Source organism: Paenirhizobium cremeum, assembly GCF_022884085.1.
GTDB classification, from domain to species: domain Bacteria; phylum Pseudomonadota; class Alphaproteobacteria; order Rhizobiales; family Rhizobiaceae; genus Allorhizobium; species Allorhizobium cremeum.
Window position 1 is genome coordinate 219,815 of the sequence record NZ_JAGGCS010000007.1, and the last position, 22,774, is coordinate 242,588.

Here is a 22,774-nt window from a genome sequence, read left to right on the forward strand (position 1 = left end):
CGACATTGCCGGCTTCCGCTCTCGCTGAGAGACGCTGTGACGGATTTCGATCCCGGCGAACCTTCAAATTCAAAGCGCAGGAAAGACGACAGGACGACGAGAGATGACCTGACCTCAAATCGATCGGCTTGTTTTCGAAGATGTCGTGTTCTGCCCGCCCACGTGGCAAGCGTCACGGAGAAGGATGCGGGTCCTTGCCTGTCTGCTTGCCCTGGTCGGAAGACGTGTCCCCGCCTTCCCGAAATTTCAGGCCTACCTCCAGACGGCGGAGAAGCCAGAGAACGATGACGGCGAAGACGGTGGTGACAACCGCGATCTGCCAGAGGCCGAGCCCGGCAGCCAGACCGATTGTGCCGGCAAGCCACATGCCGGCGCCGGTGGTCAGCCCTTTCACCTCACCGCGGGCAAAAACGATGGTGCCCGCAGCCAGAAAGGCCACCCCGCTGGTCAGGCTTTCAATCAGGCGCAGCGGATCGATCCTGATCGCATCCGACTGGAAGGTCGAAAGATAGGTTATCTCTATGCCCGAAATCGCCAGCGCCGCGGCGGAAAGGCAGATGAGGATATGGGTGCGCAATCCCGCCGGCCGCTGCTGCCACTCCCGTTCGATACCGACAACGGCACCGCAAATCAGGGCAATCAGAAGGCGCAGCGTCACCGCCCCCATGGAGAGATGGGTTTCGTGGGCGAAATCGGCGAGGATCGTTTCCATGGTCTCCACAACGTCCGTGGCCACGCCTTGTTCCTGCCTTGCCGAAAAACGGCCGGAGCGCTTCCGGGGATGGGCCCGCCGCCCACGGCAAGCGAGCATTCGGCGGACGCCGCCGGAACCAAAGCGGTTTCAGGCTGTTATCTTGGCCAGATATCCACGCTCTCGGAAGGAGACATATATGACGAGGAGGCTGCCTGCCGCGCCTGCGGCGACTGTCGCGCCGGCCGGGGCGGTCCGGACACAAGGTCCATGTCGCGACGATGCCGCCGTCCGATCGTGAGCGATTTGCCTGCCAGCGACCGGCCAATGCGGAGCAGCCCCAATGAACCCAGGCCGGGCAATCAGCAAACCGGAGACCAGTGACGATGATTAGAACAATCGTGTGGGGCGAAAACATTCACGAACACCTCAACGAGACGGTCGGCCGCATCTATCCGGACGGCATGCACACGACGATTGCGGAGGCGCTCCGGCGCGACGAGGCGATTGCCGCATCGACGGCAACCCTTCAGGAGCCTGAACACGGACTGCCTGCCCACCGTCTCGACGAAACGGATGTCCTGATCTGGTGGGGACACCGGGACCATGGAGCCGTGTCGGACGAGGTGGTGGAGCGGGTTGCGCGCCGCGTTTATGAAGGAATGGGCCTCGTCGTTCTTCATTCCGGCCATTTCTGCAAACCCTTCAAGCGGCTGATGGGCACGCCGTGCGCGCTGAGATGGCGCGAGGCCGGAGAGCGGGAACGCATATGGACCGTCAATCCCGGACACCCCATCGCCTCCGGCATTCCCGACAATTTCGTGCTGGAGAACGAGGAAATGTATGGCGAGTTCTTTTCTGTCCCGGAACCGCTGGAGACCGTCTTCATTTCCTGGTTCGCCGGCGGAGAGGTGTTTCGCTCCGGCCTCACCTGGCGGCGCGGGGCCGGCAACATCTTCTACTTCCGTCCCGGACACGAAACCTATCCGACCTTTCATGACGCAACCGTACAGAAGGTGATCCGCAACGCGGTTCACTGGGCCTGCAATCCCCAGCCCGCGCCGATCCAATGCCACGAGGCGCCCAACGTGCCGGTCGACAGCGCACCCGAACCCATTTCCGAACGAGGCCCGAAGTTGCACCAGGCCGGCGAGGCAGGGTATCGCTGACATGGAACCCGTTCGTCTTCTGGTTCTTGGAACAGGTGGCATGGCCGACAGGCATGCCATGAACTTCTCGACCATTCCCGGCGTCAAGCTGGTCGGCGCCGTCGATATCGACCTTGCGAAGGTGCGTGCCTTCGCAGTCCGCCACGGCATTGCGAACAGCTTCACCTCCCTTGAAGAAGCCATCGAATGGGGACAGTTCGACGCTGCCACCAACGTCACGCCCGACCGCGTGCATTATCCGACGACGCTTCGGCTCCTGAAGGCCGGCAAGCACGTGATGTGCGAGAAGCCGCTTGCCGAAACATATGCGCAGGCCTCCGAAATGGCGGCTGCGGCGGAGGCTTCGGGTCTGGTCAACATGGTCAACCTGACTTACCGCAATGTCGCGCAGGTTCAAAAAGCGCGGCAGATGGTGCTTGCGGGCGAGATCGGGACGGTCCGGCATATCGAGGCGTCCTATCTGCAAAGCTGGCTTGTATCGAGGGCCTGGGGCGACTGGTCGACCGAAACCCAGTGGCTCTGGCGGCTTTCGACCAAACACGGCTCCAACGGCGTCCTGGGCGATGTCGGCATTCATATTCTCGACTTCGCGGCCTATGGCGCCGCAACCGATATCGACCACATCTTTGCCCGGTTAAAAACCTATGAAAAGGTGCCCGGCAACCGCATCGGGGAATATGAACTCGACGCCAATGACAGTTTCACCATGACGGCGGAATTTACCAACGGTGCGATTGGCGTCATTCACGCGAGCCGCTGGGCAACGGGGCATCTGAACGAACTCAGGCTGCGCATGCATGGCGACAAGGGGGCGCTTGAGGTGATCCACAGGATGGATGCCTCCAGGCTTAGGGCCTGCCTGCAGGAAGACGTGGAACTTGCCGTCTGGCGGGAGATCAACGTCGATCCCATTGCGACGAATTATGAGAAGTTCGTCGCTGCGATCCGGGACGGCAGAGTGCAGGAGCCGAGTTTCCGCCATGCCGCCGAACTCCAGAAGGTCCTCGACCTCGCCATGCTGGCGGAGATCGAACGCCGTGAGCTGCCGCTTTGACCGGAGCCACGGCTTTGCGAGAAAGACCGCGGTATGCGCGGGAGAGGCGAGAATGGACCTCCGGCAATCGCCTTGAAGGGGCTGCTCGACCCTGATTTATGCATCGAAAGCGACGTCCACCACCGGCATCGCCTTTCCCGTGGCCATCTTCCTTAAATAAAAACAGGGCGAGACGTGAGGCGGAGCTTGAGGTCAATGACGACCGCGAGTGGCCGGTGAAGCGTCCGACCTGACGCGGTCGGCTCCCTCATGCGTCTCAATCGCCTCCCCATACATCTATCAGCATCTTGAGAAACCGCTCTGCCGCCGGGGACAAGGTGCCGCCGCGGCGGCGAACCACGCCGATGGTGCGCGATATCTCCGGATTGCGGATGGGGCGGGTGACCAGAAACGGATGATCTTCCCGCGGGGTTGCCATTTGGGGCAGCACCGAAATCCCGAGGCCTGCCTCGACCAGTCCGAGGGAGGTGGACAGATGGGTTACCTCGTAGAACCAGCGCAGCTTGATATTCGATTTTGCCAGGGCCGCGTCGAGCAGGGTTCTGTTGCCGCTCGATCGATGAACGGTAATCAGATGGTAGGGCTCAAGCTCCGCCCATCCGACCGTAGACTTGGCGGCGAGCGGGTGATCCCTGCGTGCAGCCAGCACAAACGGATCTTCCACGAGCCGATCGAACACCAGATCCGGGTCCGATGTGCCCATGATATTGATGCCGAACTCCACCTCCCCTCGCGCCACCGCTTGAAGACCGTCGGTCGCCGGCAAGTCGAGGATACGAAAGCGGATGTTCGGATACTCCGCATTGAACTGGCGGATAACGGTCGGCAGGAAATAGAACGCCGCGGTGGGCAGGCATGCGATCGTCACCAGTCCGCCTCGATTGGGTCCGACGTCACGGACCGCAAAAAGCGAACCGTCGAACTCCTCCAGCATGCGCCTGACGAGCGGCACGAGCTCGGTACCGAGAGCTGTCGCGGACACATGCCTGGTTGTCCGTTCCAGGAGCGGCGCCCCGATGACCTGCTCGAGTTTCTGAATGCGGCGGCTCAGCGCCGGCTGTGACAGATGCAGAGCGTCGGCCGCGCGATGAAAGCTCTCCAGTTCCACGACGCTTAGGAAGGCTCGAAGATCGAGTATCTCGCAATTAATGCTCATCTTGCATCAATCCTCCGATTCTTAGCATTTCACAAATAAACGCTTCTTCCGATAATTGGATCAAACGGCGCCAATTGATACGGCGATGACATAATTTCAACGGAAGCACAAGCGATGAACGACCTGCTCGCGATCCCTTGCGTACTGATGAGAGGCGGCACATCGAAGGGACCGTTCTTCCTCGCACACGATCTTCCCGCCGATACTCGTGAGCGCGACAGGATCCTGCTCTCGGTAATGGGTTCGGGCCATCCGCTGCAGATCGACGGCATTGGCGGCGGCAACCCCGTCACGAGCAAGGTGGCCATTGTCGGGCCGCCGAGTATTCCCGGCGCCGATGTCGACTATCTCTTTGCGCAGGTGCGCGTCGATCAACAGATCGTCGATACTTCCCCGAACTGCGGCAACATGCTGGCTGCGGTTGGCCCCTTTGCCATCGAAGCCGGGCTTGTCCCCGCACGCAGGGGAACGACGCTCGTTCGGATCTACAACGTCAACACCGGCAAGCTGATCGACGCCGAAGTTCCCACTCCGGACGGCGTCGTCTCCTATCTCGGCGATGCTGCAATTGACGGCGTTCCCGGCCGTGCAGCACCGATCGCATTGACATTCATGGATGCCGCGGGAGCGCGGACAGGCCAGCTTTTTCCGACCGGCAAGCCGGTGGACGTGATCGATGGCGTGGCTGTCACCTGCATCGACTGTGCGATGCCGATGATGCTGATCGAGGCAGCCGCGATCGGCGCAAGTGGCTTCGAGACAGCGGCCGAACTCAATGCCGACAGGGCATTGCTGGAACGGCTCGAAACGCTGCGCATCGCGGCCGGCGAGCGGATGGGCCTCGGCGACGTGCGCAACCAGGTGACCCCGAAGCCCGTCCTCATATCGAGGCCGAATTCAGGCGGTGACATCAATGTGCGCTATTTCATGCCGCATCAATGCCATCCCTCGCTTGCGACGACCGGCGCCGTCGGGATCGCGACCGCCTGCATCACCGACGGCACGGTTGCTTCCCTTCTTGTCGGCGCCCGCAAACCGCCATTGGTGCTTTCCATCGAGCACCCCAGCGGCCAGCTGAATGTCAAGCTTCATGAAAGAGACGGCAAGATCGTTGCCGGGATACTGCGGACAGCCAGGCGGCTGTTCGACGGACAAGTCTTCGCAAAACCTGTCACGCAACTGGGTTGTGCGGCATAATAACCGTGGTTGCCGGGAGGGCACCACCAACAGGAGGAGAATATCATGCGTAAATTCATGCTCGCCCTCGCGGCAACAGTCGCTTTTGCCGGTTCAGCTTTCGCGGACCCCGTCCGCATCAGTGTCGGCTCTTACAACCTGAACAATCTGCCTTTCCCGGTCGCCCAGGGTCTCGGCCTTTATGAGAAGGAAGGCCTGGACGTAACCGTCGAGAACTTCGCATCGGGCGGCTCGAAGACGCTTCAGGCGCTTGTGGCCGGCTCGACGGATATTGCAGTCGGCTTCTATGACCACACGATCCAGATGCAGTCGCAGAACAAGGCCGTCGTCGCCTTCGTGCAGCTCGCCCGCAACTCCGGGCTCGTGCTGGCCGGCGGCAAGGGCAGCGCATTCGATCCGGCCAAGCCGGAGACGATCAAGGGCGCAAAGATCGGCATCACCTCGCCAGGCTCGTCTTCCGACTTCTTCGTCCGCTATTATCTTCAGCGCAACGGCCTGTCCGCAAACGACGTCTCCCTGATCGGCGTCGGCTCCGGCTCGGCGGCGGTCGCCGCACTCGAACAGGGCAAGGTCGACCTCCTGGTCAACTACGACCCTGCGGCAACCTTCATCGAGGCCAAGGGTGTCGGCAAGATCCTGATCGACGGACGCAGCGACGAAGGCGCCAAGGCGATCTACGGCGGCATCTATCCGACCTCCGTTCTCTACGCGACACAGAGCTACATCGACGACAATCCCGAGACCGTCCAGAAGGTCACGAATGCGACCGTCAAGGCGCTGGAATGGATGAACAGCCACTCCGCCGAAGAGATCGTCGACAAGCTGCCGAAGGAGTTCATCTCCGGGGATCGCGATACCTACATCAAGGCGGTCGAGAACGCGAAGGCGATCTTTTCCAAGGACGGGCGTATCGACGAGGAAGACATCAAGACGCCGCTCGCCGTCCTGAAGAGTTTCAACGAAAAAGTCGCGACGGCTGAAATCGACCTGACGAAGACCTACACGAACGCGTTCGTCGACAAGGTCGGCACCGTCGTCGCCAACTGACAGGAGGAGGTCATGGCATTGGCTGTAGTGAAGACAAAACCCCCGGCGGACAGTCCGCGTCAGGCGAAGTCGATGGTTTCCATCGACAGCGTCACCATGTCCTTCGGCGCCTATGTGGCGGTGCAGGACGTGAATCTGAGCGTCGCCGACGGCGAGTTTCTCGCCATCGTCGGACCCACCGGCTGCGGCAAGAGCACTATTCTGAACGCGATCGCCGGCCTGCTGAAACCGTCGAGCGGCACAGTCTCGATCGACGGCCAGCCGGTGCGCGGTGTCCAGAACGACATCGGCTATCTGTTCCAGCAGGATGCGCTGCTTCCGTGGAAGACGGCGCTGGAGAACGTGGAGCTCGGCCCCATGTTCAAAGGTGTGGGCGCCGCGGAACGACGCGAGCAGTCGATGACGTGGCTCGCGAAAGTCGGACTGAAAGGGTTCGAGCACCGTTACCCGCATCAGCTCTCCGGCGGTCAGCGCAAGCGGGTGCAGATGGCGCAGGCGCTGATTACCGGCCCCAAGGTCATCCTGATGGACGAGCCCTTCTCGGCGCTCGATATCCATACCCGACACCTGATGCAGAATGAGCTGTTGCGGCTCTGGCAGGAGGAACGGCGCGCCGTGGTGATGATTACGCACGACCTCGAAGAGGCAATTGCCCTTGGGGATCGGGTTGTGGTGCTTGCCGCCGGACCGCGCTCGCGCGTGATCGACAGTTTCCCCGTCGATCTCGAACGTCCGCGCGATGTCGCGGAAATCAAGCTCGATCCACGCTTCCTGGATCTCTATCGCAACATCTGGTCATCGCTGCGCGGCGAAGTGGAGAAAAGCTATGAACGCCATGACTGAACGTCTCATCCAGGTCGTGCTGCTGGTCGCCATTGTCGGCGGCTGGCAGCTCGGCGTCACGGCCGGCATCATCGACGTCTTCTTTTTCCCGGCTCCGGTCGACATCTTCAATCAAGTGGTATCCTGGATCATGGACGCCGGCTTCTACAGCCATGTGGCGATTACCCTGACGGAAACCGTGCTCGGCTATCTGGTCGGAACGGCCCTTGGCGTGGCGGCAGGCGTCTGGCTCGGCCTCAGCCGTTCGGCGGCGCGCATTCTGGACCCCTTCATCAAGGGCCTGAACGCAATCCCCCGCGTCGTGCTTGCGCCGATCTTCGTCCTCTGGCTCGGCCTCGGCCTCTGGTCCAAGGTGGCGCTCGCCGTGACACTGGTGTTCTTCGTCACCTTCTTCAACGCCATGCAGGGTGTGCGTGAAGTGAACCCGGTGGTGCTGTCGAACGCCCGCATTCTGGGAGCCAGGCGGTCGGACCTGCTCCGCCACGTCTACTTCCCCGCGGCGGCAAGCTGGATTCTCTCGTCGCTGCGCACCTCGGTCGGCTTTGCCGTCGTCGGAGCGATTATCGGGGAATATCTCGGCTCCTCCGCCGGGCTTGGCTATCTGATCGCTCAGGCGGAAGGCAATTTCGATGCAGTCGGCGTCTTCGCGGGCATCCTGATCCTCGCGATCTTCGTGCTGATTATCGACAGCATCCTGGACATCGCCGAAAAGCATCTCATCAAGTGGCGCCCAAGCGCTTCCGAACGGCCTGCCTGACGATCTTACCGGCAATCGGCCAGCCTGTTGACAAGCGTTCTCCCTTTCACCCAGGAAGGGAGGACGAAGCCGTTTTGCACCTCCCGCCGGAGGTGACGACCTTCCTGCCCCCTCCAACGGTTCTGCCTCCCCAGCGGCGGCCCGCGCACGCCCATCCAGGGCTTGCGCACCTCGATTATCCGGTCGGACGCGTAGTCCTGGACGATCCCGCATAGGACTGAAAACGCTCGATATTGTCTTTGCGACAGCGAGATCGCCCGGTACTGCCGGCGTATCGACAATGGCAAGGTCGTCAGTCGAAAAAGAGCCCGCTCTCCTCAAGGCTCGCAACCCATCCATCGCCGAAAATTCCGCGACGCGACAGCAATATGCCGATGCGCGATCCGTGGCTATTGACAAGACCTTTCTCATAGGACTTCATATATCAATCCAGTAAAACAGACATATGTCCGCTATATTGGATTGATAGACGACTTAAATCCAAGGGGAACCGCCATGAACATTTCCTTCCGCGCCGGCGTGATGTCGCTGGTCGCCGCCACCTTCCTTTCCGCCTCGCCGGTACTCGCAGACGGCAGCAAGCTTGACGAGGTTCTTGCGCGCGGCCATCTCGTGCTCGGCACGGGCAGCACCAATGCGCCCTGGCACTTCAAAAGCGCCGACGACAAGCTTCAGGGTTTCGATGTCGACATGGGCCGCATCGTGGCCAAGGCGCTCTTCGGCGACCCGGACAAGATCGAATATGTCAACCAGTCGTCGGATGCCCGCATCCCGAACATCACCACCGACAAGGTCGACCTGACCTGCCAGTTCATGACGGTGACAGGCGAACGCGCCCAGCAGATTGCGTTCACCATCCCCTACTACCGCGAGGGTGTAGGCCTGATGCTGAAGGCTGACGGCCAATATGCCGACTACGCGGCCCTGAAGGCGGCCGGCTCGTCCGTCACCATCTCGGTGCTGCAGAACGTCTATGCCGAAGACATGGTCCATGCCGCGCTGCCCGAGGCCAAGGTCGACCAGTATGATTCCGTCGATCTGATCTATCAGGCGCTCGAATCCGGCCGGGCGGATGCCGCCGCCACCGACCAGTCGTCCCTCGCCTGGTACATGACGCAGAACCCCGGCCGCTACAAGGACGCCGGATATGGCTGGAATCCGCAGACCTATGCCTGCGGCGTCAAGCGCGGCGATCAGGATTGGCTGAACTTCGTCAACACCGCGCTGCATGAAGCCATGACCGGGGTGGAATTCGACTTCTATGCCAAGTCCTACAAGACCTGGTTCGGCAAGGATCTGGCGCCGCCGCAGATCGGCTTCCCGGTCGAGTACAAGTAAGCCTCGAAACTCCCTTGGGACGGAGGACACCTGTCCTTCGTCCTCTCCCATTCCGCTATGGCAGGATGACACTATGGGCTACTCGCTCAATTTTGCCGCCGTCTGGCGCAGCTTCGACCAACTGCTCGAAGGCCTCTTGCTCAGTCTCGGCCTGGCTTTCGCTTCCATTCTGATCGGCGCCGTGATCGGTCTCTTCGTCGCCTTCGCGCTGATTTCGAAAAGCGGCTGGGTCAAGGCTCCGGCAGCCACCTACGTCACGATCATCCGGAACCTGCCGATCCTGGTCCTGGTTCTCTTTGCCTATTTCGCCTTGCCGCAGCTCGGCATACGTCTCGGCAAGATCGAGAGTTTCATCGCCGTGCTCGCGATCTATTCCGGCGCCTATCTCGCGGAAGTGTTTCGCGCGGGCCTCCTGTCGATCCCGAGGGGACTGACGGAAGCGGGACTGGCGATCGGCCTGACGCCGATGCAGATCCGCACCTCGATCATCGCGCCACTGATGTTGCGCAACGTCCTGCCGTCCTTGTCTTCAACGGTGATCTCGCTGTTCAAGGATACGTCGCTTGCCGCTGCAATCGCCGTTCCGGAACTGACCTTCGAAGCGCGCAAGATCAATGTCGAAACCTTCCGCGTTATCGAAACCTGGATTGTCGCATCGGCTCTTTATGTTGCCACCTGCTCCGTGCTTGCGGCGCTGATGCGTGTCGCCGAACGGCGTCTGGCCGTACCGAGGTAATGTCATGATGGATTTTCCCGCCTTCCTCGACCAGATCTGGCTCGCGCGCTACGTCATCCTCAAGGGCCTTGGCGTCACGACGTCGATCTCTCTTTTGTCGATCGTCGCAGGTTCGTTGCTCGGCGTCATCGTCGGCCTGTCGCTCGTCTACGGCAACCGGATGCTGCGGTTCGTCATGCGGGCCTATACCGATTTCATCCGCGGCACGCCGGTGCTGGTGCTGGTTCTCGCAAGCTACTACGTGCTCTCGACCGTCGGCATCGAACTTGGGCCGTTCCAGGCCGGTGTCCTGGCGCTGGCCATCTTCTGCTCGTCGCATGTCGGCGAAATCGTCCGCGGCGGCCTGCAGGCCATCCCGAAAGGCCAGACCGAAGCCGCAAAGGCAATCGGCCTGACCTTCGGACAGACATTCGCCTACGTGCTCTGGCCACAGGCGCTGCGGCAGTTTCTGCCGGCCTGGGTCAACACGGCAGCGGAAATGGTCAAGGCCTCGACGCTGCTTTCCGTCATCGGCGTCGCGGAACTGCTCTTGCGCACACAGGAGATCATCTCCCGGAACTTCATGAGCCTGCAGTTCTATTTCTTCGCCGGGTTTCTCTATTTCGTCATCAACTATGGCATCGAACGCTTCGGCAAATATGTCGAGCGCAAGACCGCCGTCCCGTCCTGAGGCTGCATGTCATGAGCAAGGTACTTCTCGAAATCAAGGATCTGCACAAGCGATACGGGACGCTCGAAGTCCTGAAAGGCGTCGATTGCACCATGCAGGAGGGCGAGGTGATCTCGATCATCGGCTCGTCCGGCTCCGGCAAGACAACCATGCTTCGCTGCATCAACATGCTGGAGGAATTCCAGGGCGGGTCTATCCGGCTGGCAGGGGAAGAAATCGGCTACGAACATTCCGGGGCGAGCCGCAAGCGCAAGAGCGAAAAGGAAATCGCCCGCCAGCGCGCCATGACCGGCATGGCCTTCCAGCAGTTCAACCTTTTTCCGCATATGACGGCGCTGCAGAACGTCATGCTCGGTCTCGTGAAGGTCAAGAAAATGGGGCGGGACGAGGCCGAGGCCATCGCCGGAAAATGGCTTGATCGCGTCGGGCTCGGCACACGCGGGGGCCACTACCCCGGCCAGCTTTCCGGTGGCCAGCAGCAGCGCGTTGCCATCGCCCGTGCGATCGCCATGGCGCCGCGGCTTATGCTGTTCGACGAAGTGACGTCGGCGCTCGACCCGGAACTCGTCGGCGAAGTGCTGCAGGTCATAAAAGACCTCGCCGCCGACGGCATGAGCATGCTGCTCGTCACCCACGAGATGCGCTTCGCCTATGAGGTCTCCGGCCGCGTGATCTTCATGAATCAGGGCGTCATCTGCGAAGAGGGCGATCCCAAGGAAATGTTCATCAAGCCGAAGACGGAACGTCTTGCCGAATTCCTGAAGACATCCAGCTTCAACTAAAAGAAAAGAGAGAATGCAATGACGATAAAGCGTTACGGTGCAGGCGAAACCGGCGCGGGCGGACAGCCCCTTCCCTTCGCACGGGCGGTCGAAGCCAATGGATGGCTGCATGTTTCAGGCCAGGTTCCGATGGACAAGGGTGAAATCGTCCGTGGCGGCATCGTTGAGGAAAGCCGCAAGGCGATCGAGAACCTCATTGCCATCCTGCATGAGGCGGGTTACGGCATCGAGGACGTGGTGCGCGTCGGTGTCTGGCTCGACGATCCGCGCGACTTCTGGAGCTTCAACGGCGTCTATGCCGAGTACTTCGGCGAAAACCCGCCGGCGCGCGCTTGCGTCCAGTCGCGGATGATGGTCGATTGCAAGGTCGAGGTGGATTGCATCGCTTATCGCGCCGATCGCGCCTGAAAACACTATGGAGAAGAGCATGACGGAAGCCGTAGGCGACACGATCTCGCGACGCACGCGGGGACTGGATCGCGCTTTCGAGATACTCGAATTCCTGCGCGTGAAGCGTCAGCCCATGCGGCCGAACGAAATCGCGTCGGAAATCGGCGCGCCGCGCTCTTCGATCTATGAACTGGTCAATCTGCTGCTCAGTCACGGGATGCTGGATTACCAGGGGGGAGACGGCCGGGTATTTCTCGGTCGCCGCCTCTATTTCCTTGGAACGGCCTATGCCGAACAGTTCGACCTGATGCGGGAATGCGACCGCATGCTGGTGCGGTTGGCGGAGGAGACACGCGAGACGGCGCAGATGTGCTTGCTGGAAGGCCGCAAATACACCGTCGCCATGATGCGGGAAGGCATTCGGCCATTCCGCATCTCCTCCAATGTCGGTGAACTCGTCTCCATCGTCTGGACGGCTTCGGGTCGTCTGCTGGTCTCCCACCTGAGCGACCAAGAGATCGTTGACCTCATCCCGCCGGAGGACTTTGTCCTGCCGAGCGGCAAACGCATGGAGCCCCGAGACTTCATCGCACAGGTGCGTCAGGCGAGCCGCGACGGCTTCTTCACATTCAACAGCGAAGTGGAGAACTTCACCCACTGCTTTGCCGTGCCGATCTTCCAGGCGGATGGCGTCTGCATCGCGACCCTGTGCCTCGTCACCCCGCGCGAAGACGGACTGCGCAATCGCGACGCCTATCTCGAAAGCCTTTTGACCGCAGCAAACGAGGTCTCCGAAAAGCTGGGCTACAACGCCAAGACGACTAGGTTCAGTTCTGCGGGCTAGAGCGGTTCCAACACAGTAGAAACAAGAAGACGAGCACTGAAGGCGGTCTTCTCTTCGCCGGAAATGCTTCAGGCCCAGGCATGGCCAAGCAACACAATTAACAATTGTCAGATTGTATTGCTTGTCGCACGAAGCTCGCTATCCTGATCCTTCGATGGGCGTAGCCAGTTAAGCGGCCGATGTCGGCCCGGCGGAAGGCGGGAAGATGGTGGAAGACGAGGTCCAGTTCGGCCCGTTCGTCTTGAGTCCGGGAAAGCGTACGCTGACGCGGGATGGCGATCCCGTTCCGTTGGGAAGCCGTGCGATCGACATTCTGGCTTGCCTGACCGCCAGCGCAGGGAAATTGCTCACAAACGCAGAGATCATTCGCCACGCCTGGCCCGACACCTTCGTGGACGAAACCAATCTGCGCGTCCATATCTCCGCGATCCGCAAAGCTCTCGGAGACACCAAACGCGAACCCAGGTATATCAACAATGTCCCCGGTCGCGGCTATACCTTCATCGCTGCGGCAACGCCGCTTGCAAACCCCGTCTCGAAAATGGAGGTCCGGAAACCGGCTCCGCCGACACCTGCGGAACGCCGTATCAACGCCAGGGTCTTCGGGCGCAGCCAGGTGGTGGAGGCACTGTCCGAGCGTTTGCTCAACGTGCGGCTTCTGACCATCGTTGGGCCCGGCGGCATCGGGAAGTCCACCGTGGCGCGTGCCGTGCTGGGACGATCGTCCACGGAAGTCGTTTGGGTGGATCTCGCCGAATTGAGCTCGGGCGAACTCATCTCGACCGAAGTGGCGTCCAAGCTCGACATTCTCTCAAGGTCCGACGACATCGACCGGGAGATAGCGGATGTGATGGAGGAGCGCGACATCTGCATCGTGCTCGACAGTTGCGAACATGTCGTCGACGAAGCGGCACTTTTCGTGGAATCCATTCTTGGGCGCACATCGTCGGCGCGGTTCCTCGCCACAAGCCGGGAACCCTTGAGGGCTTACGGGGAATGGGTACACCGTCTCAGCCCCCTGGAACTGCCTGAAACCGGAACGTCGGTATCGGAGGCTTCCCTGTCGCCTGCGGTCCAACTTTTCGTGGAGCGCGCGGCCGCGTGCAGGGGCGGTTACCGGCTCGGCGAAGACGACGTGGTACACGTTGTGGAACTCTGCCGGCAGCTGGACGGCATCGCGCTCGCCATCGAGCTGGCGGCTGCAAGAATGGACACCATGTCCGTGAAAGCCCTCTCGACATCCTTGAAGGAGAGTTTCAGGGTTCTCAGCAGAGGCAGGCGAACGGCGTTGCTGCGCCATCAAACGCTGCGGGCAACGCTCGACTGGAGCTACTATGTCCTTTCCCCCGTGGAGCAGACGGCTCTCCAGCGATTGTCCGTTTTCCGTGGCTGGTTTACGGCAGATGCCGCCACGGCGGTTCTTGCCGATCCCGAAGACGTTGTCGAAACCCTGGTTGCGAAGTCGCTCGTTGTCGCCGAAGCCCTGTCGGATACCACCCGGTACCGCCTTCTGGACACGACGCGCCTCTATGCCGCCGAAAAGCTCATGGAGAGCGGAAGCCATCGCTCGATCATGCTGCGGCTCGCCGAATATCTGTCCAGCCTTTTCGAGAGGGGCGAACAGGAACTCTACCTGGCATCGATGGACGATTGGTCCGAGGATTTTTCGCAGCATGTCGCAAGCCTGAGGCTTGCGCTGGAATGGGCGTTCGAGCCCGACGGCGACGAGATGACCGGCGTCCGGCTGACTGTCGCAGCCCTGCCGCTGTTCTTCCGTCTTTCGCTTCTCGACGAGTGCTTCATCGCCGTTACCAAGGCGATTGCCTATCTCGACGCCCACCCCGATGCCGACGAGCGGCGCCGGATGAAACTCTACGCCGCTTTGGGCTGGCCGCAGATGCGGTCGACCGAGATCCCGGAGAAGGGAATCAACGCGTGGACCGAGGCCTTGCGGATCGCGGAACGTCTCGGCGATGTCGACTATCAACTCCGTGCGATATGGGCCATGTGGGTCGATGCAATAAACCGCGCGCAGCCTCAGTTGGGACTTGAATACTCAAATCAGTTCGCGACCGTTGCGGCGGGTTCCCGCGATCCGGCGGACCGGATCGTTGCGAAGCGCATCCTGGGCGCGACGCTGCATTGGCTTGGACGACATGCGCAGTCGCGCGAAATCCTGACGCAGATGATCGCCGAATACGACGCTCTGCCGACCAGCCAGACGACCCGGTTCCAGTTCGATCAGCGGATCACCGCCAGAATCATTCTCGCTCGGGACCATTGGGCTCTGGGCGAGAGCGAACGGGCGCTGTCGGAGGCCCAGGCCTGTGTCGAACAGGCCATCTCCATCGGACATGAATTGTCCCTGGCCAACGTGCTTGCGGAGGCCGCGTGCCCGCTTGCGCTGCTGCTCGGCAAGATCGACCTTGCCAGGGACTATATCGCGCTGCTGAAAGACCATACGAAGTCGCTGTCGCTGGATGTCTGGCACTGCTATGCGAGTTGTTTCCAGGCGGAGGTGAAGCTCTGGGAGGGAAATGCCCCCGGATGCCTGGAGGAGCTTCGGGCCAGCATGGCCATCCTCGACCGCGCCGGCTTCGTCCTGTTCAAGACCTATTTCCAATCGGTCGAAGCGAAGGCACTGGCGGCGTTGCGCCGTTTCGATGAAGCCGTGGTGAAGATCGAAGAGGCGCTTGCGCATTGCGAGACGTCGGGAGAGCGCTGGTGCAAACCGGAATTGCTTCGGATCAAGGGCCATCTGGTTCTTGAGGGTGGCGATCCAGACGGGTCCGCGCTTGCTGACGTTTGGTTCGAGGCAGGCAGGACCGAAGCGAAAACACAGGGCGCAATCGCATGGGAAAGACGGTTCGACCCGAGCCTCCCGTGGCTGCCGCCGGCTTTTGGCGCCGATGGAGAGAGCGAGATTGTCGACTTGCCCGCCGCCGAGCCTAACGCACCCGATCGCCGGGCTCTACACTGATCGGCCTCCTTTACATCGATTTACAACGCCTCACTGGCTCGCCCACAGCCGCGCTCATATTCTGTCGGCAACAGAGGCATTGGCATGGCGACCCTTCCCTTCAGAGCACTGATTATATTGGACGGCGAGGATAGAGCGGGTTTCCCCGACAGGGATCTTGCTCTGGACGTCGCAAGGAGCTGCAATGCCCTCCGGCATTCGGGAGTTGAGGTCGTGTTTGCTTGCGAAGGCGGCGGCTTCCCCGCTGTCGCCGGCCACATGCGCAAGTTTGCGGAAGAGCCGGAGATCGCAAAATTCCTGGGCGATAAAGCGGCCCGGAGCGACATCGCCGATGCGCTTACCATCGAACAGATCGTCGTCGACGACTTCGACTTTGCGGTTTTCTTTCCGGCCGAGCCGACGGACCCCGGTCCCGCGAGAGCGCTGAAACTTCTGTTTCTGGAAGAGGGCAGGAAAGTCGTGCCTCCGCACGCCTCGCCGGCGCGCCAGATCGGCCGGGGCCTCCTCATCGTTCGCACCGCGACTGCCGGTTTTGACGGGCTCACCTCATTCTTCGGTTAAGAAGACGAGGCCCTTTCGCACCGATTCACAAGCATTCACTCGGCCGCAGGCAGGCATGCGCCCAGAATTGACGTGTTCAACCCAATCTGTCGGAGACATGTCGATGACCAATTTCCACCCGTATGCGATCGATCGAAGGCAATTCCTCTCACTTGCGGCAGGCGCGGCGCTGGCAGGCGTGGCGGGAGTTCCCGCCTATGCTCAGGCCATGCATCGATTTGACCACGGAGATTTCGATATCTCGGTCTTCAGCGACGGCTTTCTCACGCTCTCAGCCGAGATCCTGCTCCCTGACGCCACACCCGAGCTTCGCGAACCGATCCTGCAATCCATGGGCGGCGACAAAACGGGCGCGAGGGTCCAGGCAAATGTTCCCTTGATCCGCTACGGCCGCGACCTGATCCTGATCGACACCGGGGCCGGCGGCAACTTCCAGCCCAGTGCCGGACGCCTCGCAGACAATCTCAGGGCAAACGGGGTCGATCCTGCATCGATCACCAAGATCGTGTTCACGCACGCCCATCCCGACCACTCGGGTGCGACAACCGCCGCCGACGGGACGCTCCTCTATCCCAACGCCGAGTACTTCATCGGCCAGGCGGAGTGGGATTTCTGGACCGACAAGGACTTCGAAACGCGCCGGCCGGCCGCGCTGCATGGCTTCGCCAAGGGCGCCCGACGAGACCTTTTCGCCGTCGAGGACCGTATCACGCGGGTGAAGGAAGGAGATCAGATCGTCCCGGGGATGTCCATCGTCGATACGCCCGGCCACACGCCCGGCCATATCTCCATCGAACTCGCCGGCCGCGACAACCTCGTTATCACGGGTGACGCCTGCACAAGCGACGTCATCTTCTTTCAGCATCCTCGGTGGCATTTCGGATTCGACACCGATGCAGAACTCGCACTCAAAAATCGGCGCGACCTGCTCGACCGCGCCGCAAATGAAAAGCTGAAGCTGCTCGGTTACCACTGGACCTATCCAGGCGTGGGATACGCCGAAAAAAAGGGCGATGCCTACAGGTTCGTCGCAGCCTGACGACAGTCCGATCGTGTTCCGGAGGGGACCGGGCCCGCGCAGCCTGGTCCCTTTTCTTATGGCGGCACGCCACCCGGAACTTCGATTCTCAGAGATTTACGACGCTTTACTCGCGTTACATCGCCCGCTCCGCCAAGCTTCATCTCGTCGAACAGAGGCATTCACCCCGCCAAGGAGACGACCATGAACGCCACCACAATCGCACAGGCTTCGATCATCGCGACCCGGCGCGACATGCTTCTCGGAGGAAGCGCGGCGCTCGCCGTCGCGGCTCTCCCGAAGATGGCTCCGGCCGCCACCGCAGAAAAAGCAACCGAAAAAGGGAACTCGATCATGTCTTACATCACCACCGAGGACGGCACCGAAATCTTCTACAAGGACTGGGGCCCGCGCGACGCCCAGCCCATCGTCTTCCATCACGGCTGGCCGCTCTCTGCCGATGACTGGGACAACCAGATGATGTTTTTCCTCGGTCAGGGCTTTCGGGTCATCGCCCATGACCGCCGCGGCCATGGCCGCTCCACCCAGACCGACACCGGCAACGAGATGGATACCTACGCCGCCGACGTCGCGGCGCTCGCCGAAAAGCTCGACCTCAAGGGGGCCATCCATGTGGGTCACTCGACGGGTGGCGGCGAAGTCGTCCATTACGTCGCCCGCTCCAAACCGGGCCGCGTGTCCAAGGCCGTCATCATCGGCGCCGTCCCGCCGATCATGGTCAAGTCCGAAAAGAACCCCGGCGGGTTGCCGATCGAGGTTTTCGACGGCTTCCGCGCTGCGCTGGTCGCCAACCGCGCCCAATTCTTCCGCGACGTGCCGGCGGGCCCGTTCTACGGCTTCAACCGTCCGGGCGCCCAGGTCTCCGAGGGCGTGATCCAGAACTGGTGGCGGCAGGGCATGATGGGCGGCGCCAAGGCGCACTACGATTGCATCAAGGCCTTCTCGGAAACCGACTTCACCGAAGACCTCAGGAAGATCGATCTTCCGGTGCTGGTGATGCACGGCGACGACGACCAGATTGTGCCTTACGCCGATTCCGCGCCACTGTCGGTCAAGCTGCTGAAGAACGGCACGCTCAAGACCTATGCGGGCCTGCCCCACGGCATGTGCACGACCCATCCGGACGTCATCAACGCCGACTTGCTGGCGTTCTTCAAGTCCTCGTCCTGAGACATCCAGGCCCGGACAGCACGACAAGGAGAATTCCGATGACGAAGACAATCATGCTCATCCACGGAGCCTGGCTGAATGCGAAGAGCTGGGAAGGCTTCAAGGCCCGCTACGAAGCCAAGGGTTACTCCGTCGTGACCCCGAACTGGCCGTATGACGACGGCGATCCGGCCGATCTGCGGGCCAATCCGCATCCCATGCTCAAGACGGTCGGCGTGAAGGCGATCGTCGACCACCTCGAAGCCGCGATCCGCAAGCTGCCGGAGCAGCCCATCCTGATGGGCCACTCTGCCGGCGGGGTCTGGACCCAGATACTGCTCGACCGCGGTCTCGGGGTCGCCGGCGTCGCGATCGATCCGGCGCCGACGACCGGAGTGCGCCTCGGCATCCATTCGATCGTCTCCGCCCTCCCGGTGCTGGCCTCCTGGGGCAGCTGGAAGCGAACCATGCATATGTCGCGCCGGTTCTTCGGCACGCGCTTCGCCAATACGCTCCCGAAGGATCGGGTCGACGATTACTACGATCGCTATATCGTGCCGACGGCTGGCAAGGTCTATTGGGACGGCATCCTGACGTCGGTCGGAAAGATCCGCTGGGACAATCCCGACCGCGCGCCGCTCCTCCTGATCGGCGGCGGCCTCGACCTCATCGCCGATGCAAGCATGACGAGAGCGATCTACGACAAGCAGAAGCGCGCGGCGTCTCGCACCGAACTCAAGATATTCGACGACCGTTCGCATTTCACCTGCATCGACGCGGGCTGGGAAGAGGTCGCCGATTTCGCGCTTGACTGGGCCGAGCGTCATGCGCGGCCCGCTGCGTCCCAGGTGAGCGCCCTCCCCGTCGGCCATGCCGCCTGACGCCCGATGGCGCGACCGAAAAGTTCACGCGCGGTAAGTCCCTGTCAGCCAATTTAAGGAGATCGCCATGACCAGACCCATTGCCATCGTCACGGGAGCATCCTCCGGCATCGGTTCGGTTTACGCCGACCGGCTCGCCGCCCGAGGCCATGACCTCATCATGGTCGCCCGAGACCCTGAACGACTGCGCAACGCCGCCAATAAATTGACTGAGCGTTACGCAGTCTCCACCACGCCGCTGTCTCTCGACTTGAGCAGGCATAGCGACCTCGACATTCTTCTCAAGCGCATCCGAGAAGAGGAGAATATCGAACTTCTCGTCAACAGCGCAGGCATCGCGCCGAGCGGCAGTGTCCTGGACTCCAGCGAGGAGGTCCTCGACCAAGTGGTGCATCTGAACGTCAATGTGCTACATGCACTCACTGTCGCAGCCGCAAAGACATTCGTCGCCAAAGGCGCGGGAGCGATTATAAACATTGCGTCCGTCGTCGCTCTGATGCCAGAAAGCTTCAATGGAAGCTATGCTGCCGGAAAGGCGTTTGTGCTCTCGCTCACACAGGCGCTCGATGCCGAACTTCGGCCCAAGGGCGTCCGCATCCAGGCGGTTATGCCCGGCTTCACCAAGACTGAGATTTTCAAACGCGCTGGTCTCGACAGCTCCGTTATCCCCGCAGGAATGATGATGGACGCAGGGCAGATGGTCGATGCTGCGCTATCCGGCTTCGACGCTGGCGAACTCGTCACGATACCATCGCTCGGCAATGAAGGCCTCTGGAAGGCATTCAACGATGCCCGCCACGATTTGGGACCGCATCTCTCCCTCGACAGGCCAGCCGCCCGGTATCTCGGCTCGACCAACCGCTATGACCTTGTCCCGCCGAACTAATCGATTTTGAAGTAGGCTCGCCCCTTTGATCGGCAATGGCGAATGAAAATGGTCGGGACCGGACAGTCCGCGGCCACAGGCCTTGAGGAAGCACGGCCATCGCGGCGCATACCGGCCGCTAACGCGATGGCGCCTCTCCACGCATAGCCGCCAGTTGAATGCTGTCATGCGAGGCGAATATGCGCACTTCCGAACCGTGATCCCGTTTGAGATCACGCAGTCTCTCGATGTTGTCGAGGCGGGCATACCGATCGGTGCTCATGATGGCCTGATAGATTTCGATCCCCGTCGGGCAGTACGGATGGACCCCATCGATTTGCCGATCATGCATGAAGCTGTCTCCTGCATTCAGGAGCCAGCGGTCGCCCGACCTGATCGCGACCCCGGCATGGCCGGTCGTGTGGCCCGGCAGCGGAATCATCAGTATCTCGGGCGGAAGGCCGTCGAGGTCGCGGACCGACCGAAACCCGAACCACGCTTCACCTTCCGCTTCGTACATTCGCCAATCCGTGACGTCTTTCCACATTGAAGGTCTGTAGCGCTGCCGAGCGACGAACCCTTTCGCGTTCTCCGCCGCTTTCCGTTCGCCGGTCATGACATGGACCCTCGCTTGCGGAAAATCCGCGATACCGCCCGCATGGTCGAAATCCAGATGCGTGAGTAAGATGTGTCGCACATCCCGCGCCGAAAAGCCCAGCGCTTCGATCTGACGGATAGCCGTGTCCCCTTCGCGCAGACGGGTGTTGAGGATGAGCGGCCATGTCAGCGGCAGTCTTCGCGCCGATGTCCGCATCACGTCCTTCAGTCCATAGCCGGTATCGACAAGGACCAAAAAATCCGCGGTCTCGACGAGCAGGCAGTGCGTGCAGATATGTGCGAACAGCCCATTGCTCGTTCCGTCGAACAGGCGCCCTCCGACGGGACAATGCGAGCCGCAGTTGAGGTGGTGGATGCGCAAGACGAGTTCCCGACATCGTTCTCGAGGGCAGTTTGCGAAGAAGATCACAACCGCCATCGCCGATCAATTGTGCGGATGGATGCCGCATCGCCTCAGGTCCGTCTTCCTCGAAGGGCTTGACGGACCACTCAGCCCGAATTACCAAATGGCCATCGCGAAAAGCGACCGCTTACCTTGATCCGCCAATGGCGCGAGTAAGCAGGTGGACGAATTCTCGTCCATGCGGTCAAGCACACGTCGGACCACATGAAATGTGAGCCGGCCAGCGTCTCCCTGAAACCTGCACCCGAGACATCTCGGGCTTCAATGGACGGTTCCGGCCACGCACACCCGCGCGTCGCCGGCTGGCGTCCGGAGCGAACGCTATGACCAAACCTCTCCTCGTTATCCTGATAACGGTCGCCCTCGATGCGGTCGGCATCGGGCTGATATTTCCTGTCCTTCCCTCGCTGCTGAAAGACGTCACGCATGTTGGCGACGTTACGCCATACATCGGCATCATGATGGCGCTTTATGCCGCCATGCAGTTCGTCTTTGCTCCAGTGCTCGGAGCGCTCAGCGATAGCCATGGCCGACGTCCGGTCCTGCTGATCTCGCTCATCGGCGCGATGACCAACTACTTGTTCCTGGCGTTTGCCCCCAGCCTCTGGCTGCTGCTCCTTGGCCGGGCCCTTGCGGGCCTCACCAGCGCCAACATGTCCGTTGCTGCCGCCTACATAACCGACACATCGTCCGAGGAAATGCGACCGCGGCGTTTCGGGCTGCTGAATGCCATGTTTGGCATCGGCTTCATCCTCGGCCCAGTCCTCGGGGGACTGCTCGGCGATCGTTGGGTCAGGCTGCCCTTCGTGGCAGCGGCGGTTCTGACCGGCATCAATTTCCTGCTGTGCATTCTCGCCTTGCCCGAGTCCCGTTCGCCCACCGGCGAAAACGTCCGCGTCCGGGCATTGAACCCGCTTCTACCGCTCCGCTGGACTTTCACAATCGAGGGCGTCCTGCCACTTGTGTTCATATTCTTCATATTCAGCGGCCTGGGTGAGGCTTACGGCACCTGCTGGGCCTTGTGGGGCAACGACGTCTTTCAATGGAACGGTCTGTGGATCGGTCTGTCCCTTGGCACCTACGGCACCTGCCAGACACTGGCACAGGCATTGCTCCCCGGACCTGCCACAAAGCGGCTCGGCGAGCGAGGTGCGATACTCACCGGAATTGTGAGCGCCTGCGCCGCGCTTGCCGTGTTTGCCGGCGCAAAACAGGGTTGGATGGTATTCGCGGCAATGCCGCTTCTGGCGCTCGGCGGCATAGGTGTCCCTGCTCTTCAGTCGCTTGCCACCCGCCAGGTGAGCGAGGCGGAGCAAGGGAAATTCCAGGGTGTGCTGCAATCGGCGGTCAGCCTCGCCTCCATCCTGGCTCCGCTCGGGTTTTCGAGCGCCTACCTCTCCCTGAGATCCGACTGGCCGGGAGCGATCTGGCTGCTGGTCGCCGCCCTCTATGGGATCGGCGCCATCATGATCCTGCGTTTGCGGTTCGAAAAGAAAGAGCCGCTTGCCGCAAGTCGCCAGGCCCGGGACTCGTCGGCTTGAGGGGCTGCGGATCGACGCAGGCAAGTTCTTGCCCGCCTCAAGCAACTTCTTGCCAGAATACAT

Annotated in this window: 22 protein-coding genes; 19 read left to right on the plus strand and 3 right to left on the minus strand. The window is 61.3% G+C overall.

The window, feature by feature from the left end; all coding sequences use genetic code 11:
- Positions 1-172: 172 nt before the first annotated feature.
- Positions 173-736, minus strand: a complete 564-nt coding sequence (locus tag J5N58_RS14830) for an MgtC/SapB family protein (RefSeq protein WP_342346000.1) — start codon at positions 734-736, stop codon at positions 173-175.
- 341 nt (positions 737-1,077) lie between these two features.
- On the opposite strand from J5N58_RS14830, the gene J5N58_RS14835 reads away from it, so the two are divergent.
- Together J5N58_RS14835 and J5N58_RS14840 are read left to right on the plus strand one after the other, a co-directional pair.
- Positions 1,078-1,860: a ThuA domain-containing protein gene (locus J5N58_RS14835; protein ID WP_244711413.1), complete on the plus strand. Its 783-nt coding sequence runs from the start codon at positions 1,078-1,080 to the stop codon at positions 1,858-1,860.
- A 1-nt stretch (position 1,861) separates the two neighbouring features.
- The gene (locus J5N58_RS14840) at positions 1,862-2,914 is read left to right on the plus strand and encodes a Gfo/Idh/MocA family protein (protein ID WP_244711415.1); all 1,053 of its coding nucleotides are present in this window, start codon (positions 1,862-1,864) and stop codon (positions 2,912-2,914) included.
- Positions 2,915-3,170: 256 nt separating this feature from the next.
- On the opposite strand, the gene J5N58_RS14845 is transcribed toward J5N58_RS14840, so the two are convergent.
- Positions 3,171-4,070, minus strand: a complete 900-nt coding sequence (locus tag J5N58_RS14845; protein ID WP_112827002.1) for a LysR family transcriptional regulator — start codon at positions 4,068-4,070, stop codon at positions 3,171-3,173.
- A 114-nt stretch (positions 4,071-4,184) separates the two neighbouring features.
- Here J5N58_RS14845 and J5N58_RS14850 point away from each other — a divergent pair, with 114 nt between their 5' ends.
- The 16 genes from J5N58_RS14850 (at position 4,185) to J5N58_RS14925 (ending at position 20,170) form a co-directional block, all read left to right on the plus strand.
- Positions 4,185-5,267, plus strand: a complete 1,083-nt coding sequence (locus J5N58_RS14850; protein ID WP_244711417.1) for a 4-oxalomesaconate tautomerase — start codon at positions 4,185-4,187, stop codon at positions 5,265-5,267.
- Positions 5,268-5,312: 45 nt separating this feature from the next.
- Positions 5,313-6,314, plus strand: a complete 1,002-nt coding sequence (locus J5N58_RS14855) for an ABC transporter substrate-binding protein (RefSeq protein WP_112827000.1) — start codon at positions 5,313-5,315, stop codon at positions 6,312-6,314.
- Between the two features lie 12 nt (positions 6,315-6,326).
- Positions 6,327-7,157: an ABC transporter ATP-binding protein gene (locus J5N58_RS14860; RefSeq protein WP_112826999.1), complete on the plus strand. Its 831-nt coding sequence runs from the start codon at positions 6,327-6,329 to the stop codon at positions 7,155-7,157.
- Positions 7,141-7,914 (plus strand): ABC transporter permease, encoded by a 774-nt coding sequence (locus J5N58_RS14865; protein WP_112826998.1) that lies wholly within the window; start codon positions 7,141-7,143, stop codon positions 7,912-7,914. The genes J5N58_RS14860 and J5N58_RS14865 overlap by 17 nt, the downstream gene beginning before the upstream one ends.
- A gap of 495 nt (positions 7,915-8,409) precedes the next feature.
- On the plus strand, positions 8,410-9,252 hold the full coding sequence (locus tag J5N58_RS14870; RefSeq protein WP_112826997.1) for a transporter substrate-binding protein: 843 nt from the start codon (positions 8,410-8,412) through the stop codon (positions 9,250-9,252).
- 73 nt (positions 9,253-9,325) lie between these two features.
- On the plus strand, positions 9,326-9,988 hold the full coding sequence (locus tag J5N58_RS14875) for an amino acid ABC transporter permease (RefSeq protein WP_112826996.1): 663 nt from the start codon (positions 9,326-9,328) through the stop codon (positions 9,986-9,988).
- 7 nt (positions 9,989-9,995) lie between these two features.
- Entirely contained in the window at positions 9,996-10,658 is a 663-nt protein-coding gene (locus J5N58_RS14880) for an amino acid ABC transporter permease (protein WP_113339927.1), read from the plus strand.
- A gap of 11 nt (positions 10,659-10,669) precedes the next feature.
- Positions 10,670-11,440, plus strand: coding sequence for an amino acid ABC transporter ATP-binding protein (locus J5N58_RS14885; RefSeq protein ID WP_244711420.1), 771 nt, complete (start codon positions 10,670-10,672; stop codon positions 11,438-11,440).
- 18 nt (positions 11,441-11,458) lie between these two features.
- Positions 11,459-11,848, plus strand: a complete 390-nt coding sequence (locus J5N58_RS14890) for a RidA family protein (protein ID WP_112826994.1) — start codon at positions 11,459-11,461, stop codon at positions 11,846-11,848.
- A 19-nt stretch (positions 11,849-11,867) separates the two neighbouring features.
- Positions 11,868-12,674, plus strand: coding sequence for an IclR family transcriptional regulator (locus tag J5N58_RS14895; protein WP_113339926.1), 807 nt, complete (start codon positions 11,868-11,870; stop codon positions 12,672-12,674).
- A 205-nt stretch (positions 12,675-12,879) separates the two neighbouring features.
- The gene (locus J5N58_RS14900) at positions 12,880-15,654 is read left to right on the plus strand and encodes an ATP-binding protein (protein WP_244711422.1); all 2,775 of its coding nucleotides are present in this window, start codon (positions 12,880-12,882) and stop codon (positions 15,652-15,654) included.
- Positions 15,655-15,867: 213 nt separating this feature from the next.
- Positions 15,868-16,215 carry a hypothetical protein gene (locus J5N58_RS14905; RefSeq protein WP_244711424.1) on the plus strand — a complete coding sequence of 116 codons (348 nt, stop codon included), beginning with the start codon at positions 15,868-15,870 and terminating at the stop codon, positions 16,213-16,215.
- 103 nt (positions 16,216-16,318) lie between these two features.
- Positions 16,319-17,254 (plus strand): MBL fold metallo-hydrolase, encoded by a 936-nt coding sequence (locus J5N58_RS14910; protein ID WP_425314469.1) that lies wholly within the window; start codon positions 16,319-16,321, stop codon positions 17,252-17,254.
- A gap of 333 nt (positions 17,255-17,587) precedes the next feature.
- Positions 17,588-18,424, plus strand: a complete 837-nt coding sequence (locus J5N58_RS14915) for an alpha/beta fold hydrolase (RefSeq protein WP_244711454.1) — start codon at positions 17,588-17,590, stop codon at positions 18,422-18,424.
- Between the two features lie 38 nt (positions 18,425-18,462).
- On the plus strand, positions 18,463-19,284 hold the full coding sequence (locus J5N58_RS14920; protein ID WP_113466193.1) for an alpha/beta hydrolase: 822 nt from the start codon (positions 18,463-18,465) through the stop codon (positions 19,282-19,284).
- Positions 19,285-19,351: 67 nt separating this feature from the next.
- Complete coding sequence (locus tag J5N58_RS14925) at positions 19,352-20,170, plus strand: SDR family NAD(P)-dependent oxidoreductase (protein ID WP_244711428.1); 819 nt, start codon at positions 19,352-19,354, stop codon at positions 20,168-20,170.
- Between the two features lie 118 nt (positions 20,171-20,288).
- Here J5N58_RS14925 and J5N58_RS14930 read toward each other — a convergent pair whose 3' ends face one another.
- Positions 20,289-21,185 (minus strand): MBL fold metallo-hydrolase, encoded by an 897-nt coding sequence (locus J5N58_RS14930; protein WP_244711430.1) that lies wholly within the window; start codon positions 21,183-21,185, stop codon positions 20,289-20,291.
- 308 nt (positions 21,186-21,493) lie between these two features.
- Between J5N58_RS14930 and J5N58_RS14935 the strand changes: the two genes are divergently transcribed.
- Entirely contained in the window at positions 21,494-22,711 is a 1,218-nt protein-coding gene (locus tag J5N58_RS14935; RefSeq protein ID WP_112826988.1) for a TCR/Tet family MFS transporter, read from the plus strand.
- Positions 22,712-22,774: the final 63 nt, after the last annotated feature.

Bases quoted from the DNA above. Each gene is read 5' to 3' on its own strand.
- J5N58_RS14835 (WP_244711413.1), top strand. From the start codon at position 1,078: ATGATTAGAACAATCGTGTGGGGCGAAAACATTCACGAACACCTCAAC.
- J5N58_RS14840 (WP_244711415.1), top strand. From the start codon at position 1,862: ATGGAACCCGTTCGTCTTCTGGTTCTTGGAACAGGTGGCATGGCCGAC.
- J5N58_RS14845 (WP_112827002.1), bottom strand. From the start codon at position 4,070: ATGAGCATTAATTGCGAGATACTCGATCTTCGAGCCTTCCTAAGCGTC.
- J5N58_RS14850 (WP_244711417.1), top strand. From the start codon at position 4,185: ATGAACGACCTGCTCGCGATCCCTTGCGTACTGATGAGAGGCGGCACA.
- J5N58_RS14855 (WP_112827000.1), top strand. From the start codon at position 5,313: ATGCGTAAATTCATGCTCGCCCTCGCGGCAACAGTCGCTTTTGCCGGT.
- J5N58_RS14860 (WP_112826999.1), top strand. From the start codon at position 6,327: ATGGCATTGGCTGTAGTGAAGACAAAACCCCCGGCGGACAGTCCGCGT.
- J5N58_RS14865 (WP_112826998.1), top strand. From the start codon at position 7,141: ATGAACGCCATGACTGAACGTCTCATCCAGGTCGTGCTGCTGGTCGCC.
- J5N58_RS14870 (WP_112826997.1), top strand. From the start codon at position 8,410: ATGAACATTTCCTTCCGCGCCGGCGTGATGTCGCTGGTCGCCGCCACC.
- J5N58_RS14875 (WP_112826996.1), top strand. From the start codon at position 9,326: ATGGGCTACTCGCTCAATTTTGCCGCCGTCTGGCGCAGCTTCGACCAA.
- J5N58_RS14880 (WP_113339927.1), top strand. From the start codon at position 9,996: ATGGATTTTCCCGCCTTCCTCGACCAGATCTGGCTCGCGCGCTACGTC.
- J5N58_RS14885 (WP_244711420.1), top strand. From the start codon at position 10,670: ATGAGCAAGGTACTTCTCGAAATCAAGGATCTGCACAAGCGATACGGG.
- J5N58_RS14890 (WP_112826994.1), top strand. From the start codon at position 11,459: ATGACGATAAAGCGTTACGGTGCAGGCGAAACCGGCGCGGGCGGACAG.
- J5N58_RS14895 (WP_113339926.1), top strand. From the start codon at position 11,868: ATGACGGAAGCCGTAGGCGACACGATCTCGCGACGCACGCGGGGACTG.
- J5N58_RS14900 (WP_244711422.1), top strand. From the start codon at position 12,880: ATGGTGGAAGACGAGGTCCAGTTCGGCCCGTTCGTCTTGAGTCCGGGA.
- J5N58_RS14910 (WP_425314469.1), top strand. From the start codon at position 16,319: ATGACCAATTTCCACCCGTATGCGATCGATCGAAGGCAATTCCTCTCA.
- J5N58_RS14915 (WP_244711454.1), top strand. From the start codon at position 17,588: ATGTCTTACATCACCACCGAGGACGGCACCGAAATCTTCTACAAGGAC.
- J5N58_RS14920 (WP_113466193.1), top strand. From the start codon at position 18,463: ATGACGAAGACAATCATGCTCATCCACGGAGCCTGGCTGAATGCGAAG.
- J5N58_RS14925 (WP_244711428.1), top strand. From the start codon at position 19,352: ATGACCAGACCCATTGCCATCGTCACGGGAGCATCCTCCGGCATCGGT.
- J5N58_RS14930 (WP_244711430.1), bottom strand. From the start codon at position 21,185: ATGGCGGTTGTGATCTTCTTCGCAAACTGCCCTCGAGAACGATGTCGG.
- J5N58_RS14935 (WP_112826988.1), top strand. From the start codon at position 21,494: ATGACCAAACCTCTCCTCGTTATCCTGATAACGGTCGCCCTCGATGCG.